This is a genomic window from Microcoleus sp. B6-A1 (genome assembly GCF_036705085.1).
In the GTDB taxonomy this organism is placed as follows: domain Bacteria; phylum Cyanobacteriota; class Cyanobacteriia; order Cyanobacteriales; family Microcoleaceae; genus Microcoleus.
Map to the genome: position 1 here is coordinate 1 of NZ_JAUBTU010000029.1, position 19,076 is coordinate 19,076.

Sequence of the window (19,076 nt, forward strand, 5' to 3'; positions counted from 1 at the left end):
AAACTCCTTGTGGGTGGAGGCAGTTGCGATGAAGCAGAAACTCAAATCGTGAGGTTTGGGAATCACCGTGGCTTTAGTCCGGTGAGAATGTCAAAAGTCAATTCTTAAATTTTTCCAAAATTTAAGCCTGAGCTAGGGGCTGCCATCGTTAGGAGGTACTAAAGTGATTCGAGTCGCGATCAATGGTTTTGGACGTATCGGGCGCAGTTTTGCGCGCTGCTGGCTGGGCAGAGAAAACAGCCAGCTAGAGTTGGTAGCTATTAATGACACTTCCGATCCCAGAAGTAATGCTCACTTGCTCAGATACGATTCCATGATGGGAACGTTGAAGAATGTGGACATCAGTGCGGATGAAAATTCCATTACCCTAAATGGGAAGACAGTTAAATGCGTGAGCGATCGCAACCCGCTAAACTTGCCTTGGAAAGATTGGGGTATTGATCTGATTATTGAATCAACCGGCGTCTTCGTTGACCAAGCTGGTGCATCGAAGCATATCACTGCCGGCGCTAAAAAAGTGCTAATTACCGCTCCCGGCAAGGGTTCTGAAGTTGGCACTTATGTGATGGGAGTCAACCACCACAACTACAAGCACAGTGACTACACAGTCATCAGCAATGCTAGCTGTACTACTAACTGTCTAGCTCCTGTACTGAAAGTGCTGCACGAAAATTTTGGCATCGTCAAAGGCATGATGACCACTACCCACAGCTATACTGGCGACCAGCGCTTGCTGGATGCCAGCCACCGCGACTTGCGGCGGGCCCGGGCGGCAGCAATGAATATTGTGCCGACTTCTACGGGTGCAGCCCAAGCTGTGGCTTTGGTGATTCCAGAATTGAAGGGCAAGTTAAATGGTATTGCCATGCGCGTGCCGACTCCCAATGTGTCCGTAGTCGATTTTGTGGCTCAGGTAGAGAAAAAGACTTTTACCGAGCAAGTAAATCAAGTGTTCAAAGAAGCTGCCTCTGGCTCCATGAAAGGGATTTTGGAGTACAACGATTTGCCTCTTGTTTCTTGCGATTATCGCGGAAGTGATGCTTCTTCGATTCTGGATTCCAGCTTGACGCTGGTGATGGATGGCGACATGGTAAAGGTTTTGGCTTGGTACGACAATGAGTGGGGCTACAGTCAGCGGGTGGTTGACTTGGCTGAATTGGTCGCCGAAAGGTGGGAAGCCTAGTACCCGAAGGCAGAAGGTATTAGTCATTCGGCAGAAGGTAAAAAATGCTGACATTTTTTACTTTTGAGTCGATTTCTAGCTGACTAGTTATTTCTGTTTTCCAGCGGTAGAGACTTTTGGGAGTCGATAGTTGGCGAGTAGAAGATGAAATATGGTAGGGAGACGGCAGTGGGCAATGGTGTTAACTTAAGCCTGAAAGCCTTGGTATCTCTTGTTCATAGCCAAGTCTAGATCCCCCTAAATCCCCCTGATTGTTGGGGAGTAGGGGTTGACTTTGATAAGACTCTTGTCCCCCCCTTATTAAGGGGGGCTAGGGGGGATCTAGGGTTAATAGTCAAACAGCAGTCTGTGACAGGGTTTGACGTTAAGTTGACACCAAGGGGTAGTGCCGTCTCCCTACGATATCCGTATACTGTTACTCCCAGCTATCGAACTTTTTGCAATCATACTTCGATCGGGCGATCGGGTCTGCTTGATGATAAATTTGTTGTTTGTTTGTAGTAAGCGCTTAAAATTGCTTTGGTTAAGTTCTCGGAAAACCCCAAATATTAAAAAAATAAAAATTCCGACTATAAAAGTTAAAAACCTGAAAAAATAGCAACAGCTACGGTACAGTGTTGAAAACAAAATGTGATATGAAAAAAGCGTTAATTAGCGGTATATCAGGTCAGGACGGAGCTTATTTAGCTAAACTGTTACTCGATCGAGGTTATGAAGTTTGCGGCACCTCCAGGGACGCCCAAATTTCTAGTTTCGGAAACCTGGCCCGTTTGGGCATCCGAGACAGAGTAAAACTAGAATCCATGTCTCTCAACGATTTTCGCAGCGTCTTGCAAGTGCTTGCCAAAATAGAGCCAGATGAGGTGTACAATCTAGCCGGTCAAAGTTCCGTCGGTCTGTCTTTTGAACAGCCCGTAGAAACCCTCGAAAGCATTGCCACAGGCACATTGAATCTGTTAGAAGCAATTCGGTTTACAGGCGGAAAAATCAAACTTTACAACGCCAGTTCTAGCGAATGTTTTGGGGATACCGGAGGCAGTGCAGCGGATGAAAATACGCCTTTTCGCCCCAGAAGTCCCTACGCGGTAGCGAAAGCAACGGCATTTTGGGAAGTAGCAAATTATCGAGAAGCGTACAATTTGTTTGCGTGTTCTGGTATTTTGTTCAATCACGAGTCGTCGCTGCGACCGGAGAGGTTTGTTACCCAAAAGATTGTATCTGTTGTGTGCAGAATTGCGGCAGGTAGTTCCGAAAAACTGCATTTAGGAAATATTTCAGTGCAGCGGGACTGGGGTTGGGCGCCGGAATATGTGGAGGCGATGTATTTGATGTTGCAGCAGGAAGAACCGGACGATTATGTAATTGCCACGGGTGTAAGTTATCCTTTGGAGGAGTTTGTGCAGACAGCGTTTGTTGCTGCGGGTTTGGATTGGCAGGAACATTTGGTAACGGATGCGAGTCTCTACAGACCGACGGACATTGCTGTAGGGAGGGGAAATCCGGGTAAGGCGAAGCAAAAGTTAGGATGGGAGGCGAAGTATAAGATGCCTGATGTGGTGCGGATGATGGTGGAAGCGAGGATGATTTGAGGGAAAATCATGAGGTGAAAATATGGCAGCAGAATATGCGACAGCTAAGGAGTGGTATAAAGCCAATCGCCGTGAGTTGAAGAAATATCGGGGTCAGTGGATCGCTTATACTAACCAAGGTGTGATTAGTGGCGATCGGGATTATCGAAAAATGAAGGACGGGATTCCTGCTGAGACACCCAATTTAAGTTATGTCATCGGTCGCATATTTGAAAGCGAGTTTATTGAGCCTGTTCGCTTCCCAGGATTCCACTGTTGTAACTAGAGATTCGTTGATGATGTTTAAAGCTGTGAAACAATGCAAGTAGTTATACTAGCCGGCGGTTTGGGGACACGTCTCCGAGAAGAAACAGAATTTCGTCCCAAGCCCTTAGTTGATGTGGGCGGGCGTCCGATTCTCTGGCATATTATGAAGACCTATGCCCACTACGGCTTCCTGGACTTTATTGTGTGTTTGGGCTACAAAGGCAACATGATTAAGGAGTATTTCCTCAATTATGAAGCGATGAATAATGATTTTACTATTTGCCTGGGCCGCCAAAATCAGATTACCTATCACGAGGAACACCAGGAGCAAGATTTTAAGGTGACACTGGCTGAAACGGGCCCGGACACTATGACTGGGGGGCGGGTGAAACGTGTGGAGAAATACATTACTGATGATACCTTTATGGTGACATACGGTGATGGAGTTGCTGATATCGATATTGGAGCTTTGGTGGATTTTCATAAGGCTCATGGTAAGCTGGCAACTGTTAGTACAGTGCGTCCGATATCCCGATATGGTATTTTAGATGTGGACAGCCAAGGCAAAGTTCTGGAATTTACGGAAAAACCTCAAATAGATGGCTGGGCTAGTGCGGGATTTTTGGTTCTTCACCGCAGCATCTTTGAAAGCTTGAGCGGAGATGATTGTTTTCTAGAACTAGAGCCACTAGAACGGTTAGCGGCCCAGGGACAATTGATGGCTTACCGCCACGAAGGTTTCTTCTTTGCGATGGATACTTACCGCGAATATAAGTATTTGAATGAACTTTGGGATAGTGGACAAGCTCCTTGGAGGGTGTGGGAATGAGTGAATTTTGGCGCGATAGATCGGTATTGGTGACAGGTTGCACAGGCCTTTTGGGCAACTGGTTAGTGGCTGAGTTGCTGGAAAGAGGGGCTTTGGTAACGGGATTAGTCCGTGACTTGGTTCCCCAATCTCGACTGTATGCTGGAGAGTGGTATCGGCAAATTAATATCGTGCGCGGTTGTGTCGAAGATTTGCCAACGGTAGAACGAGCAATCAATGAGTATGAAGTCGATACGGTGTTTCACTTAGCAGCTCAGACAATTGTGGGAGTTGCAAATAGAGAGCCTGTGGCAACTTTTGAAACGAACATTAAAGGTACTTGGAATATTCTAGAAGCTTGTCGCCGCGTCGGTGGTGTGACTCGAATTGTCATAGCATCCAGCGATAAAGCCTATGGAGACCAGCTAGTGTTGCCTTATAGCGAAACAACTTCGCTGCAAGGAGAACACCCTTATGATGTTTCTAAAAGCTGTGCGGATTTAATCAGTCGGGCTTATTACGTCAGTTATGGTTTGCCCGTGTGCATTACTCGCTGCGGCAACTTTTACGGCGGCGGAGACTTGAATTTTAATCGGATTGTTCCTTCTACAATTCGATCGGCATTACGAGACAAGCCGGTAGTCATCCGCAGTGATGGTACTTTTATCCGTGACTATTTTTATGTGAAGGATGGAGTTTTAGCTTATCTCCATTTGGCTGAGCACATGGATAGGAAAGAAATTTTGGGAGAAGCATTTAATTTCAGCAACGAGTTGCAAATTTCTGTGCGGGGTATGGTAGATAATGTTTTGAAATTGATGGGTAAGAGTCATTTAGAGCCAGTCGTATTGAATCGGGCCAAGAATGAAATCAAACATCAGTATCTCTCGGCAGATAAGGCGCGAAAAATGCTCGCTTGGGAATCTAAGTATCCTCTAGAAGAAGGGTTGAAAGAAACAATCGAGTGGTATGAGCAATTTTTGATGAATGAAAATCCCTGTTTTATCAACGTGTGATTGATGATTCAATGGTATAGTGACCTATGGATTCCCGAACTCATACCTGTACTATCTTATTGATTTGCGATCGCCATGACCCAAGCCACACCGCGCCCAGTTAGTAGTTCCGAGCAAGAGCAAGGGCTTAGAGAGCAAGTTTTTGCTGCCGTTGAAGCATACCATCAGTTTAAGTTTGCCCACAAACAGTTTGTTCCTGGTCAAACTTATGTCCCAGTGTCAGGCAAAGTATTTGACGATCGCGAGTTAGTACAGCTAGTCGATGCGTCGCTAGATTTTTGGCTGACTACTGGGCGCTATGCGACTGAGTTTGAAGAGCGGTTTGCTGAGTGGATGGGAGTTAAGCACTGTCTGCTAGTTAATTCTGGTTCTTCTGCAAATTTACTGGCTCTATCTGCGCTGACTTCACCTAAGTTGGGAGATAAACGACTGCAACCAGGGGATGAAGTGATTACGGTTGCGGCGGGGTTTCCTACTACTGTGAATCCGATTTTTCAAAATCAGTTAGTGCCTGTTTTTTTAGATATCAAGTTACCCACTTATGATATAGATACTGACCAGCTAGATGCTGCTTTTTCACCTCGCACTCGCGCTATTATGATTGCTCATACATTGGGTAATCCCTTTAATCTTGAGGCGGTAATGGCTTTTGCTGATAAGCATGACCTCTGGGTAATTGAGGATAATTGTGATGCGGTGGGAAGTCTTTACCAAGGAAAGAAAACTGGCACGTTTGGGCATTTATCAACGGCGAGTTTTTATCCAGCTCATCACATGACAATGGGTGAGGGAGGCGCGGTGTTAACCAATGATACTCGTCTGAAGAAGATTGTCGAGTCTTTTCGTGATTGGGGTCGGGATTGCTGGTGTCCGCCGGGAGTTGATAATACCTGTGGGAAACGGTTTGGCTGGCAATTGGGAGATTTGCCCTTTGGGTACGATCATAAGTATACTTATTCCCATGTTGGCTACAACTTGAAAATGACTGATATGCAAGCTGCAGTAGGTTGTGCTCAGTTGGATAAGTTGCCTGACTTTGTGGCGAAGCGGCGGCATAATTTTGAGTTTTTACATCAGCAGTTACAAGATTTGCAGGACGTTTTGGTATTGCCGGAAGCTACCCCAAATTCTGAGCCGAGTTGGTTTGGCTTTCTGTTATCAGTTAGGGAGAATGCACCTTTTACTCGCAATGCGTTGGTGCAATATCTGGAAGAAAAGCGGATTGGGACTCGCTTGTTGTTTGGGGGAAATCTGGTGCGTCAGCCTTTATATGAGGGTTTGCAATACCGAGTTGTTGGTGAGCTTGGGAATACCGATAAGGTCATGCACAGTGCATTTTGGCTGGGTGTGTTTCCGGGGTTGACTGAGGAGATGCTGACTTATACTACCTCTACAATTCGAGAGTTTTGTAGGAATCATCAAAATGATTGACAAATCGGAGTCTCAACAGCAAAAAAAGACGGTTTTGCTAACTGGTGCAACTGGTTTCTTGGGCAGTTATCTTGTTAAAAAACTGTTGCAAGATGGCCATCAGGTAATTATTCTGAATCGGAGTTTTTCTAATATATACCGACTTAAGAATGTTTTTTCTCAAATTGCTTCCTATAATTTGGATAAATGTGATTTAGAGACACCGTTTCGAGACTTCGCTCACATTGATGTAGTAATTCACACAGCAACGCTTTATGGGCGTAACAATGAAGATTTCGCCGATTTAGTGGAAGCAAATACTTTTTTTCCGCTCCGCTTACTAAATACAGCAATTAAGTTCAATGTAGAAACTTACTTGAATACAGATACTCCCCTAGACAAGCAGTTAAATTTTTATGCTCTGTCCAAAGCTCAGTTTCGAGAATGGGGGGAGCGTTTGGCTAGACTGGGCAAAATTCGTTTTGTAAACATTAAGTTAGAACAAATGTTTGGGCAAGGAGATGATGATTCTAAGTTCCCTGCTTTTGTGATTAGCAAATGTTTGTCTTCCCCCGTATTGGACTTAACTGCGGGTGAACAAAAGCGGGATTTTATTCACATTGATGACGTAATTTCCGCTTATGCGCTGCTTTTGGAGACAACACCTCTGTTAAGCCGTACTTATCAAGAGTATGAGTTGGGAAGTGGAAAAGCTATATCTATCCGAAATTTTGTTGAACTGGTGAAGCAGTTAACTGGTTCGTCTATTGAATTGAATTTTGGGGCTGTTCCTTATCGAGAACATGAAGTGATGTATTCTGAAGCGAATTTAGTGGCTTTGGAAGCCTTGGGATGGGCGGCAAAAATTCAACTAGAAGAAGGACTACGCCAAACAATTCCTTGGTATTTTGAAAATAGATGAACATTTAAGGAGTAATTTATGAAGTATTTAGTAACGGGTGGTTGTGGGTTCTTAGGCAGTAACTTAGCTGCACAGGTGTTAAAACAAGGCGATGAATTGGTAGTTTTGGATAGTTTATACCGCTTTGGCTCTAGTCAGAACTTGGACTGGTTACGCAGTCAAGGGGACTTCCGGTTTATTCATGCTGATATTCGGAATATTAATGATGTCGAGAGGACGATTAAAGAAGTCAAGCCGGATGTGATATTTCATTTAGTGGGTCAGGTGGCGATGACCACTTCCCTAGCAAATCCCCGTTTTGATTTTGAAGTGAATGTGATTGGTAGTTTTAATCTTTTGGAGTCGGTGCGTCAATATTCTCCTGACAGTACGATTATTTATTCCTCTACCAATAAAGTCTATGGGGATTTAGAGTATTTGGAGTATAAAGAAAGTGAGAAACGATATTTTTGTTCTCAGTATCCCAAAGGTTTAGATGAATCAATTTCTCTTGATTTCCGTTCGCCTTATGGATGTTCTAAGGGGGCTGCGGATCAATATATGTTAGATTATACCAGGATGTTTGGCTTAAATACGGTTGTATTTCGTCACTCGTCTATTTATGGAGGTCGTCAGTTTTCTACGTTCGATCAAGGGTGGATTGGTTGGTTTTGTCAGAAGGCTTTGGAACAGAAAAAAGACCCGAATTGTGAGGCTTTTACAATTGCTGGAAATGGAAAGCAAGTTCGGGATGTTCTTTATGCTAGTGATATTGTAAGGTGTTATTTAACTGCTGTGGATAAAATTGAAAAGGTGCGGGGACAGGCGTTTAATATTGGTGGAAGTATGGATAATAGTTTGTCTTTATTGGAGTTATTTGATTTGTTGGAGGAGTTGTTGGATGTGAAATTACGGTATGAGAGGTTAGCTCCAAGGGTAAGCGATCAGAAGGTTTTTGTCGCTGATGTCTCTAAAGCGAACAAACTTATGGGATGGGAGCCAAAGGTTTCGTGTAAACAGGGTATCGGTAATATGTTGGAATGGTTGCAGAAAGGTTGATTTAGGAAGATTTAGGAAATAGCAAAAAGAGCGCGATCGCACTCTTTTTCTCGAGGATGCAATAGAGATTTTGATCGCTTAGATGAATTATCTTTGTGGATTGATATTCTTTAAAATTTTAACTACTTCATTGTAGATATCTATCCAATCACAATCATAGTCGTTTGTGTACAAACCAGATTCGTCCAGATCAACACCAGCTACTAAGATTGGTTTCACACAATTTTCTCGTGTTAATGAGGAATAAGTAGTATCTATGTATTGAGTATTTCCAAAACCGCTATGGCCATGAACCACACAAGTTTTATTAGCAATCCATGAAGTAAATGTCAGGCCAGCTCCTATTGGGGCAATACATAAATCTATAGCATGAGCCCAAATAACTTTTTCATAGGTCATAGAGCCAATGATAGAGTAGGTATTTATATTTTCAGGGATTAAAGCTAAGATAGTTTTCATGATTTTTGTCTCCAGGTCTGTTCTATAATCTTCCTCATCAGATTTTCTTTCTGTACGAGACCATCCATCAAAAACAACAGCTAGGTTTGGAAAATCGGAAGCTAAACTTTTGATGATGTTTGCTATACCTTCAACCTGAGAGAACCAGACCCTACGACTACTTCTAATTGTAATCCATAATAAGGGGAAATTTTTTTGTGCTTTTTCCAGTTTTTGAAAAAAATCTTGAGAGCATTTTTTGAGAGAAGCGTTATAAATTCTACTAATTAGCTTCTCCTGAACCCAGAAACCACAGATCATAACGGCAAAATAGTTGTTTTTAATAATAGTTTCATAGATACTTGTGTGAAAATCAGGTAGTCTGATAATTTTGTTTTGATCAACTTCAGGAAAGACCTCTTCTAGATTCCAAAATTCAAATGGTGTAACCAAGAATTTATCAATTTTATTTAACAAATAATTATCGCATAAATATTCAATACCACTCAATTCATTCCATACATAATGGGAAAGATTTGCTATTGCACCTAACACAGAAACAACTTCTTTTTTTTCTGGATTTGAGAGATAGGTCATCATATTTTTATGATCTTTCACACAACGACCTTTAAATTGATTAATTATTTGAGCATAATCGTAATAACTAAAATCGGCGAAAAAAGGGCAGATAGTTTCTGATTTGGGAAAATAAATACAGAGTCTAGTAGCATAGCAATCACCTACTAATAAATAAAAGACTTCCCTACTAACGAACCGATAAAATACAAATACATTTGCCCACCATATTGATTGATTAGATCGAACAATCTTTCCAGTGAAGGGACAAATTGTGTAAACATATTCTGTTTCTACTATCGTTTGCTGCAAAGACATTCCTTGTGACCAATTAGGCTGGGACGAGAATCGAAATTCTCGTTCTACTTTCCTAGAAAGCTTAATTGTCCCCGTTTGATCTCCCTCATCAAAACTATTAATGTAAATCTCTTCTAAATTTACATTGTCTTGCCTCATTAATTCTAAATTTGCTAGTGATAAACCTGACTGATGAATCAACAATTGATCTGATTCTGTCAACGAATAAAGATTAATAATCTTATACTGACAAGTCTTGCTAAAATAGTCAAAAGCCTCTTGCTCAATAATTTCTAGTTGGCTATCCTTGGTATTGTCATCAATTAAATAGACTAAATTAGTGTTTAAACTCCGCCACAAATAATCATAAATATCCCATTGGTAAGAGCGATTAGGCACTTTTTGAAAAATCTTTATCGCCTTATCTAAATCACCACGTTGACCTATTTTTAAACCTAATTCATAGTAACCTCTGGTTATTAGCTGTCTTAACTCCGAGTAAGCATATATCTGACTATGCAGTAGTTCCACAGCATTGTTGTAGAACTCCAGAGCTGAATCTAAATCATCTTGTTCAACTAAGACTTTTCCTAGATAAATGTAAACCTCTGCTAAACTTTTTCGGGTATTGTTACATTTGGGGTCTAACTCTAAAGCTTTTTGATATGGTGCGATAGATTCAAACCACTTCTGCATATTTTTGAAAGTTTCTCCTAGAAAGTGATATGACCAAATATAAGTGGGGTTTATTCTGATAGCTTCCTGGTAAGCGATAGTGGCATCATTCCACTGTTGTGTCTGCCTCAAACAATCTCCTAAAAAGTTAAAAGACCAAAAGAAATTAGGATCTATTTCCGTAGCGTAGCCATAGGCTGATATGGCATTTTCCCAGTGTTTTTGGTGTCGAAAAGCATCTCCTAAAAAGTGATGAGGCCATAATAAGCCGGGCTGCTGTTCTCTGATACGCTGGTAAAGTGTGATTGCACTTTCCCAATAGGGCTGTTGATTTAATCTGGCTAAACACTCCCCTAATTGATGATACGCATCAAAAAAATCAGGAGCCAGTTCTAGAGCCTTGAAGTATGCCTTGATAGCATCTTGTAGCTTGCCTTCTTGGCTTAGTTTTTGACCTTCAGACAAGTAGTTAGAAGCACTCTCTAAACTCATATTAAATCCTTTTCCAATAAAAAAACATAAATTAATTAACGCTTTGGAGGTTATTCAGGATTTACATCTATAAGAGGATATAGATTTGTTCCGACACAAGGCACGACTCACTATTATCTTTTTATGTCTTTTATGACATTAAGAAGTTCTTTATAGACGGCTTTCCAGTCACAGTCATAGTTTCGACTCAAATAATGAACCGACTCATCTAAATCGATAAAAGCATCATCAGGAATAGTGTTCGGCATCACAATATTTTCTCGTCCTAATAAATCTGGCCTTACCCTGACACAAAACTCTTTATTACCTAGACCCACACCGGGCTTATTAGCAATCCAGGTAACAAAGGCATTCCCAGAGCCCAAGGATGTGACGTAGGTGTCTACATTATAGCCCCAAACTACCTTTTCATAACTTATTCCACCAATAATATCATATATCTTAACTTCAGGGGGAATCATGGATAAAATTTGATCGGCTATAGGTCTTTCAGATTCAATCATTGTACCTCCGTAATAGTCATCTCTTTCTATCCGCGACCATCCATCAAGTACAACCGCCATACTTGGGAAATCAACATATAGACTGTTGATGATATTCGCGATACCTTCTGTCTGAGATACCCATACTCTCTGATTGGTACGAATACCAATCCATAGTAAGGGAAAATGTTGTTTTGCTTTTTCTACTTGTTGAAGAAAAGCCGGAGAACTCCGCCTAATTGAACCCTCATATATTTTATCCGCCAGTTTGTCTTTTACCAAGATTCCGGCACTTCTGACAGCCATATAATTATTTTGCAAGATGGCCTTAAAAATACTCCAACCATCAGATAGCCTGATCACCTTACTTTCTGGAATTTCTTCGGGAAAAATATCACTAATTTTGAAATATTCATGGCATCCCACTAAAAACTTATCAACTTTAGCCAAATTCCCATTCTCATATAAGTCGTGAATACCTGATACTTCATTCCAAAAATAATGACCGATGTTACCAAGTATTCCTGATACAGAAACTACGGGTTTTACTTCACCAGATGTAATATATGATTTGACATCTTGCCAATAACTAACCATAGAGCTTTTGAGCCTATTTACAATTCCTTCTAGTGTATTATGAACATAAGCAAAGCCGATAATTGTTTCTATTCTGGGAATATACAGGCATATTTTTCCGCCCCAGAAATGACCTGTCATTAAATAAAATACTTCGTGCCCAACAAACCGATAACTAAAAATTGGCAGCCAATTTACATCATAAAATGATTGATTAGACCTGAGTATATTCCCACTAAAAGGACACATTGAATAAATATATCCAGTGGTAACTATGCTTTGATTAAAGAGGTTATAGTTAGTAGCTTTAATAGGAATTTCTATCATTGAATCTTCTTCCCTAAAGCTGTTTACATAAATTTCTTCTAAAACTTTAGTGTCTTGCTTAATCAATTCTAAATGTGTCAAAGATATCCCAGATTTCTCCAAAAAGTCCTTATCTAAATCTGTGATGGAATCCCACATTATTAATCTATAGTTGCTGTTTTGGCTGAAATAGGATTCTGCGTCCTCTGGCTTTATTTCTGATTGACTACAACAATAAGGACTATTTTCGTCTATTACGCCTAGTAAATTTAATCCTTGCCATAAATATTCATAAATATACCACTTCTGGGGAATTTGAGGTGCTTTTTTGAAAAAAGTAAGTGCTGTGTCTAATTCACCTTGTTCTGCTTGTTTTACCGCTAATTGATAAAAACCTCTTGCTAGATCCTGCTGTAATGCCGAGTAATTTTTGATTTGATTGGGTTGGAACTCTATTGATTTTTGGTAGGATTGTAAGGCTAAGTTTAGATCGTTTTGCTTAATTTGTAACATACCTAACTGAAAATAAGCTTCCCCTAGCCTATTTCGCGAGTAAATAAAGTTTGAATCCAGAGCTAAAGCACCTTCGTAAGCAGCAATAGATTCCTGCCAATGTTGGGTATTTATTAACGCTTCCCCTAAATTGTGGAAAGACCAGATGTAAGAGGGGTTGAGTTCTATCGCACGATGGTTAGCAACAATAGCACCTTGCCAATCTTGGACTTTCAGGAGTGCATCTCCTAAGTTATGATACGACCAAGAAAAGTTTGGATTACTCTCTAGCGCTTTGCGGTAGCTAGAGATGGCATCATGCCATTGTTGAGTTTGCCATAAAGCATCTCCCAAAAAGTGATGAACCCAGGGGTGGTTAGGGGAATGCTCTAAAATTCTTCTGTATGTTAAAATTGTTAAGTCCCAGAGTTGCCCTTGTCTAACTTTTAGTAAAATTTCTCCTAACTGATGATAGTAGTCGATTGATTCCGGTTTCAACCATTCTATAACTTTCAAGTATAAGGAGACGGTAGTAGTTGATTTACTTTCCTTCCCCTGCTTGATTAGAATGGCATCTAATTGGTTGCGAATATCTGTTAAGTGAGGTGCGACTTGGAGAACTCGACTGTAACAGGTGAGAGATTCCTCAATCTTCCCTTGCTCTAAAAGCAGATTCCCAAAACTCACCAGTACCTGCTGTGCTTCCGTATTTTCTGGCTCTAAGGTTAGTGCTTGTAGCCAACAATCAGATGCTTGGGCAAGAAACCCTAGTTGCTGCCAAGTCCTTGCCAAATTTCTATAGGCACCTGTAAAGTTGGGTTGCAGACGGATGGCTCGTTCGTAGAGAGCGATCGCTTCTGGCCATTGTCCTTGTTGAGTATAAAGTGTCCCTATATTTCCAATCACTTCAGCAAAATCAGGTTGAATTTCTAGTGCCTTCACGTAAAAATCCCTGGCTGCGCTGAAATTTCCTTGAGAGTGAAGAACATTGCCGATGATTTTGTAAGCTGGGGCGCAGTCGGGATTAAGTCTTAAAACCGCTTCACAGGCGGCTATCGCGCCCTCGAAGTTTCCTTCTGTAAAGAGTTGCTGAGCAATATTAAGTTCCATTACGGTTGTTTCCGGGTTCATGGGAGAAATTCTTTGTACTGGTTTCTTGCTTACAATACTTCGGACAGTTTTTGATTGTCAACGACAGAACAAGGGTTTGAGGCAAGTCATGGCTAACTAAAAATCAACCATTCCAGCCATTTTTTCCCAAAGTGTCCGAACTATTGTTGCTTAATGCTAATCGATAAGGTATTATAAATCAAGCCTAATTGATTTTTTCGAGCTGGCAATACTTCCGACAGTTGGCGTAGGCGCAGCCAACCGAAGGCATCACCAACGGTAGAATAAGGGTTTTAGGCTTTTGTCTAGCCTTGATCGCTAACGGTAAAATAAAGGTTTTAGGCTTTTAGTCAAAAACTGTCAGGGGTATTGAGCTGGAAAACCTAAAATATTTGCTAGACAAAGAGTATAGCAAGACAAGGTTTCGTTATCTTTTGAAACTCAGATCGGATTGCTATATAACAATGGCTGACTATTTCAAGTTGCCAAAAAAAACAAAAAAAATAAAAAAAATAAATCCATGTCACGAGTCTCAATTTTAATACCCGCTTATAATCACGAAAAATATATAGCTGAGGCTATTCAAAGTGTCTTGGATCAAACGTACCAAGATTTTGAAATTTTGATTACAGACAACGGTTCTACTGATAGTAGCGCTGAGCTCATAAAACAATTTAAAGATCCGAGAATTAAGCTTTTTACTTTCCCTATCAATCAAGGAGTAAGCAGATGTGTGAATACTATGATTCAAGAATCAACAGGTGAATTCATAGCAAATTTTACATCCGATGATATTTGGCTACCCAATAAACTTGAGAAACAGATCCATTTTTTAGAAGAAAATCCTCAAATAGGTGCTGTTTTTAGCCATGCTGAAATTATCGATCATCTCGGTAATATATTCGTTGATGAATCTCATTATTATAAAAAGGTATTTCTGCAACCCAATAGAACTCGTTTTGAATGGCTCAAGCACTTTTTTTTAAATGGTAACTGTTTATGTTACCCTAGTGCCTTGATTAGAGCAAAAGCCCAACATGAAAGTGGAAAGCATGATGAGAGATTGGCAATGCTCCATGACCTCGATTTATGGATAAAAATGTGCATGAAACACGATATACATATTTTACCAGAAAAGCTGGTAAAGTATAGAGTTCATAAAGCGCAGGCAAGTAATTTGGATGGGGACAATCAAAAAACCAAAGAACCTCGTTATTTGTGGGAATTAATTCAAGTTTTAAGGAATTATTTGAATTCACTAATACTTGAGAATATCTTTAAGGTTTTTCCTATTCAAACACGAATTAATGACATAAATATCAATATTAATCTTGATGAATTCAATCCCGACTATTCACCTTTTATTGTTGCTATGCTTGCTTTTAAAGTTGAGAAGAGCCAACAGCACAAGTATTTTGCACTAGAAATTTTGCATGAGATTTTTGGCTGTGTAAATCTAGCTGAAAAAATACGGGAAAAATATTTCTTTGATGTTTCGGATTTGATTTCTTTTACGGGAAACCAGGATATTTTTGGAACCGTTGCGTTAAAAGAGTCTCAAGAGCAAAATCTCATGAATTTTAATCAGTTACAATTCCAGTTTAACGAGTCTCAAGCTCAATTGCAACAAACTCAGACTGAATTGGAACAATCTCAAGCTCAATTGCAACAAACTCAGACTGAATTGGAACAATCTCAAGCTCAATTGCAACAGGTCGAGTCAGTGTTAGAACAGTCTCAGGTGCTACTGCACCAGACTGAGGAAGCTTTACAACAGTCTCAAGCGCAATTAGAAGCAACTCGCTCGAAATTAACAGAGTCTCAGTCAGAATTAGAAGCAACTCGATCAGACTTGGAAAACTTGCAATCTCAATTTCTTATTAATCAAGAAGAAGAAAATCAAATGCTAGGTTTGTTACATCACTCCCAATCTCAACTGCATCTAACTCAAGCAATCTTGGCGGAGTCTCAAAACACATTAGAAAAAACTCAACAGGAATCGGCGGAGTCTCAAAACACATTAGAAAAAACTCAACAGGAATTGGCGGAATCTCAAAACACATTAGAAAAAACTCAACATAAGTTGATACAGTATGAAGCCGCATTAGAAAAAACTCAACAGAAATCGGCGGAATGTGAACAGTTAGCTGAAGCAAAAATAGACGAACTTACAGAACTGTTGGAGCGATTTCAGAATGTATTACAAGTAAAAGAAGCTATGTTAAAGCAATTTCACCAAGGGATTGAAGCGTTACAAGCTAAAAAACAGCAATACCAAGAACAACTAAATTACCAGCAAACTGAATTAGCGAATAGGGCAGTCAATTTAGCCAAAGTAGAGTCTCAATTGCAACAAACACAGTCTGAATTATACCAAAATCAAAAACAACTATATAGATTGCAATTTGAGCATTTTTTAACTAGCGATGATACCAACTCACCTAAGCAAACGCAATATAGACTTTTAGTTTGGGATGCTTGGTATGCCTATCAGCAGGGTGATTATGCCCCAATGTTTAAATCATTACAACAATCCCTCCAATATACACCCTTATCACGCACTGAGACTATGGTTAACTGGCTGGAAAGTTTTGCCAATTTTTCATCTGAGAAGGGCTATGGTTTTGATTCTAGCAAATTGCTAGGAATGCCAGAATGGCAACAGTTGACTCGTCAATTCTTGGTATCCAAGGTTAAGCTAAAATAGCTAAAAAACTGTTAAACTGTATTATTGTTCACAAAGATACCCAATAGGATGATAGTCCAATGAGTTTAAATATTAGAGACCGCATTGCCGAACAGTACATATTGGGGGATGGTATAGAGGTGGGTGCGTTACACGGGCCACTACCTGTTCCCCAAACAGCCAGAGTCCGTTATTTGGACAGACTACCCATATCGGAATTGAGAAGACATTATCCAGAATTAGCCCAACACCAATTAGTTGATGTTGATATTATTGATGATGGCGAAACCTTGTCTTCTATTGCTGATGGCAGCTTAGATTTTGTTATTGCCAATCATACTATCGAGCATTGTCAAAATCCCATCGGCACAATTAAACAAAATTTGAGAGTGCTAAAATCAGGCGGCATTATTTATATGGCTGTACCTGATAAAAGATATACATTCGATCGAGAGCGACCCTTAACTCCATTAGACCATCTAATTCGTGATTATACCGACGGCCCAGAGTGGTCAAAAAAAGATCATTATGAAGAGTGGGTTAACCTAGTACAAAAAGCTCCTGAAAAGGAAGTGGAAGAAAGGGTACAACATTTACTAGGGATAGATTATAGCATTCATTTTCATGTATGGGAACAAAGCAGTTTTATAGAATTATTGCTTTATTGCCAGCAAAAATTAAACTTGCCTTTTGATATTGAGTTAATCCAAAAAAATGAAGAAGAATTTATTTGTATTTTGAGAAAGTTAGAGGGATCCGTACCCCAACAGGAAATCTTACCTATCAAAGCATCTCAACCATCAGAAACAATAAAAACTTTCCCCAAACAGGAACCATGTCCTGAGTCATCTGAGTTGTCGTTGATCGAACGAGTCAAAAAACAACTAGATAATTCTCAACTATGGCTCCAAAGTGTATGTACTACTATAGAAAAATCTAGGCAGCCCAATTCCGAAGAAATTTCCCAAAACCAGAATTTATTTGATTACTGCTTGGACTCACCAAAACCTAGTGACCCAATTAATACCCGTGATATTCTGCTCTCATGTTGGATCGCCACTCTCAAAGAGAATTTGCTCGGACAACCAGCTTTTTGTAACGATTCTGGCACATTTATCAAGCTACTTAACACTACTGTCCGCCCTGATGTGGTAGTAGCTTATCCAATTCACAATGTTGTCGGAGTCCACGATTACATATCATTACCAGATGAGGCAGCTAATACTACTTGGTATATTCAGTTTTTAGTCAATGCCACAATATGTCGTATTCCTGTCGAATTAGATTTGACCAACTATGCCAATCTAATATCTTTAGAATCTGCCCAAATTAATCAAACTACTGGTATCAGAATTGGTATGATCAGTGATTGTCCTGCTGGCTCCTACTGGTATCGAGTTTTACATCAAGCTGAGTTATTAAGAAATATGGGTTTTAGTGTTGATACCTTCCCACCTGATGTATTTCCCTACGAAGATATCTTGAAAAATCAATACAACATAGTAATTGCCCACAGACAGGCTCACAGTAATGAATTTGAGCAATTTGTCTTAGCGGCTCGCCAAGGTGGAACTAAGGTGCTATATAGTACAGATGATTTAGTGTTTGATCCTTTCAAACTAGAACATAATGATGCTTATCGCAGTATGAGTATCGATGAAAAGATTATGTACGAAGATGAAGTTAAGAGATGTAAGCAAGCTTTGTCTATATGTGATGGGGCGATCGTCACTACAAAAAAGTTAGGAGCCGAGTTAATCAATTATCTGCCAAATAAACCAATCCTAGTTTCCCGTAACTTGATGAGTTATGAAAGGGAAAAGTTAGCGATGCAGGCTCGTTTGATCGAAAAAATAGAAGATGGTTTAATTCGCATCGTTTACTTTAGTGGGACAAAAACTCATCAGAAAGATTTTGCCGAGTGTGGGAATGCCCTCTTAAAGATCATGTCAGAGTTTCCTCAAGTTCGTTTGATGATAGTGGGATTGTTGGATCTTCCCGATAGCTTTCATCAATTCCAACATCGAATTGATATTGAGCCTTACAGAGAATGGCAGGAACTACCTAAATTATATAGAAAAACCGACATTAACCTAGCACCATTAGAACAAAACAATGAATTTACAGAGTGCAAGAGTGAGCTTAAATACTTTGAAGCAGGTATCATGTCAATACCAACCGTAGCTTCTGATGTCACTCCCTTTCGAGTGGCAATTCAACATGGTCAAAATGGCTACTTGTGCCGTACTACTGAAGATTGGATCAATGCCTTAAGGGAGTTAATACTTAACCCAAAAATGAGAGAAACTATAGGCCAAAAAGCCTGGACAGATGTTCATCAAAAATATTTAGCCAGAGTCATACCTCCTGATGTTTCTCAATCTTGGCATGACTTCCTTAACGAGTTAAATTTACCAATGGCATAAATTTAACTGAGGATGAATAAACTCCCCAGATTAATAAATAAATTTGGGGAGTTTATTCCTGCAAATTGTTGCTAGTGGCAAAATTAGGAATATTTTAAATTTATATTTTTCCACTACGAACAGTTCTTGACCGCATAACTTACCAAATTTTTCACGAATTTTTAAACCATTTTGCTGGCACATAGAAATGAATTTGCCAATCACAATCATAGTTACAATAAGAAGTCAAGCCATCGGCTCCCACCATATCTTGGATATGTTCTGGAGAGATAAAAGTTGGAGAGCTCATGTTTTCTCTAACCTATACC

12 protein-coding genes are annotated in these 19,076 nt (G+C 40.0%); 10 read left to right on the forward strand and 2 right to left on the reverse strand.

Going from position 1 to position 19,076, the window contains the following annotated elements:
• The first annotated feature begins 163 nt into the window (after positions 1–163).
• The 8 genes from QUB11_RS12935 (at position 164) to QUB11_RS12970 (ending at position 8,212) form a co-directional block, all read left to right on the forward strand.
• Entirely contained in the window at positions 164–1,183 is a 1,020-nt protein-coding gene (locus QUB11_RS12935) for a type I glyceraldehyde-3-phosphate dehydrogenase (protein WP_006634268.1), read from the forward strand.
• A gap of 635 nt (positions 1,184–1,818) precedes the next feature.
• The gene (locus QUB11_RS12940; RefSeq protein WP_333390718.1) at positions 1,819–2,772 is read left to right on the forward strand and encodes a GDP-mannose 4,6-dehydratase; all 954 of its coding nucleotides are present in this window, start codon (positions 1,819–1,821) and stop codon (positions 2,770–2,772) included.
• Between the two features lie 22 nt (positions 2,773–2,794).
• Complete coding sequence (locus QUB11_RS12945; protein WP_333390720.1) at positions 2,795–3,037, forward strand: DUF5678 domain-containing protein; 243 nt, start codon at positions 2,795–2,797, stop codon at positions 3,035–3,037.
• A gap of 33 nt (positions 3,038–3,070) precedes the next feature.
• Positions 3,071–3,847, forward strand: a complete 777-nt coding sequence (rfbF, locus tag QUB11_RS12950; protein ID WP_333390723.1) for a glucose-1-phosphate cytidylyltransferase — start codon at positions 3,071–3,073, stop codon at positions 3,845–3,847.
• Positions 3,844–4,842 (forward strand): GDP-mannose 4,6-dehydratase, encoded by a 999-nt coding sequence (locus QUB11_RS12955; RefSeq protein ID WP_333390727.1) that lies wholly within the window; start codon positions 3,844–3,846, stop codon positions 4,840–4,842. The genes rfbF and QUB11_RS12955 overlap by 4 nt, the downstream gene beginning before the upstream one ends.
• Before the next feature lie 75 nt (positions 4,843–4,917).
• Positions 4,918–6,273: a lipopolysaccharide biosynthesis protein RfbH gene (gene rfbH, locus QUB11_RS12960; RefSeq protein ID WP_333390730.1), complete on the forward strand. Its 1,356-nt coding sequence runs from the start codon at positions 4,918–4,920 to the stop codon at positions 6,271–6,273.
• Positions 6,266–7,174 carry an NAD(P)-dependent oxidoreductase gene (locus QUB11_RS12965; RefSeq protein WP_333390733.1) on the forward strand — a complete coding sequence of 303 codons (909 nt, stop codon included), beginning with the start codon at positions 6,266–6,268 and terminating at the stop codon, positions 7,172–7,174. Before rfbH ends, QUB11_RS12965 begins: the two co-directional genes overlap by 8 nt.
• Positions 7,175–7,192: 18 nt before the next feature.
• Positions 7,193–8,212 carry a GDP-mannose 4,6-dehydratase gene (locus QUB11_RS12970; protein ID WP_333390736.1) on the forward strand — a complete coding sequence of 340 codons (1,020 nt, stop codon included), beginning with the start codon at positions 7,193–7,195 and terminating at the stop codon, positions 8,210–8,212.
• 87 nt (positions 8,213–8,299) lie between these two features.
• On the opposite strand, the gene QUB11_RS12975 is transcribed toward QUB11_RS12970, so the two are convergent.
• Positions 8,300–10,690 (reverse strand): tetratricopeptide repeat protein, encoded by a 2,391-nt coding sequence (locus QUB11_RS12975; RefSeq protein WP_333390739.1) that lies wholly within the window; start codon positions 10,688–10,690, stop codon positions 8,300–8,302.
• Between the two features lie 113 nt (positions 10,691–10,803).
• Positions 10,804–13,656 carry a tetratricopeptide repeat protein gene (locus tag QUB11_RS12980; RefSeq protein WP_333390743.1) on the reverse strand — a complete coding sequence of 951 codons (2,853 nt, stop codon included), beginning with the start codon at positions 13,654–13,656 and terminating at the stop codon, positions 10,804–10,806.
• Positions 13,657–14,176: 520 nt separating this feature from the next.
• Between QUB11_RS12980 and QUB11_RS12985 the strand changes: the two genes are divergently transcribed.
• On the forward strand, positions 14,177–16,363 hold the full coding sequence (locus QUB11_RS12985) for a glycosyltransferase (protein ID WP_333390746.1): 2,187 nt from the start codon (positions 14,177–14,179) through the stop codon (positions 16,361–16,363).
• A 59-nt stretch (positions 16,364–16,422) separates the two neighbouring features.
• Positions 16,423–18,768 carry a glycosyltransferase gene (locus tag QUB11_RS12990; RefSeq protein ID WP_333390749.1) on the forward strand — a complete coding sequence of 782 codons (2,346 nt, stop codon included), beginning with the start codon at positions 16,423–16,425 and terminating at the stop codon, positions 18,766–18,768.
• Positions 18,769–19,076 lie beyond the last annotated feature (308 nt).

Bases quoted from the DNA above. Each gene is read 5' to 3' on its own strand.
- QUB11_RS12940 (WP_333390718.1), top strand. From the start codon at position 1,819: ATGAAAAAAGCGTTAATTAGCGGTATATCAGGTCAGGACGGAGCTTAT.
- rfbH (WP_333390730.1), top strand. From the start codon at position 4,918: ATGACCCAAGCCACACCGCGCCCAGTTAGTAGTTCCGAGCAAGAGCAA.
- QUB11_RS12980 (WP_333390743.1), bottom strand. From the start codon at position 13,656: ATGGAACTTAATATTGCTCAGCAACTCTTTACAGAAGGAAACTTCGAG.
- rfbF (WP_333390723.1), top strand. From the start codon at position 3,071: ATGCAAGTAGTTATACTAGCCGGCGGTTTGGGGACACGTCTCCGAGAA.
- QUB11_RS12990 (WP_333390749.1), top strand. From the start codon at position 16,423: ATGAGTTTAAATATTAGAGACCGCATTGCCGAACAGTACATATTGGGG.
- QUB11_RS12955 (WP_333390727.1), top strand. From the start codon at position 3,844: ATGAGTGAATTTTGGCGCGATAGATCGGTATTGGTGACAGGTTGCACA.
- QUB11_RS12945 (WP_333390720.1), top strand. From the start codon at position 2,795: ATGGCAGCAGAATATGCGACAGCTAAGGAGTGGTATAAAGCCAATCGC.
- QUB11_RS12985 (WP_333390746.1), top strand. From the start codon at position 14,177: ATGTCACGAGTCTCAATTTTAATACCCGCTTATAATCACGAAAAATAT.
- QUB11_RS12970 (WP_333390736.1), top strand. From the start codon at position 7,193: ATGAAGTATTTAGTAACGGGTGGTTGTGGGTTCTTAGGCAGTAACTTA.
- QUB11_RS12965 (WP_333390733.1), top strand. From the start codon at position 6,266: ATGATTGACAAATCGGAGTCTCAACAGCAAAAAAAGACGGTTTTGCTA.
- QUB11_RS12975 (WP_333390739.1), bottom strand. From the start codon at position 10,690: ATGAGTTTAGAGAGTGCTTCTAACTACTTGTCTGAAGGTCAAAAACTA.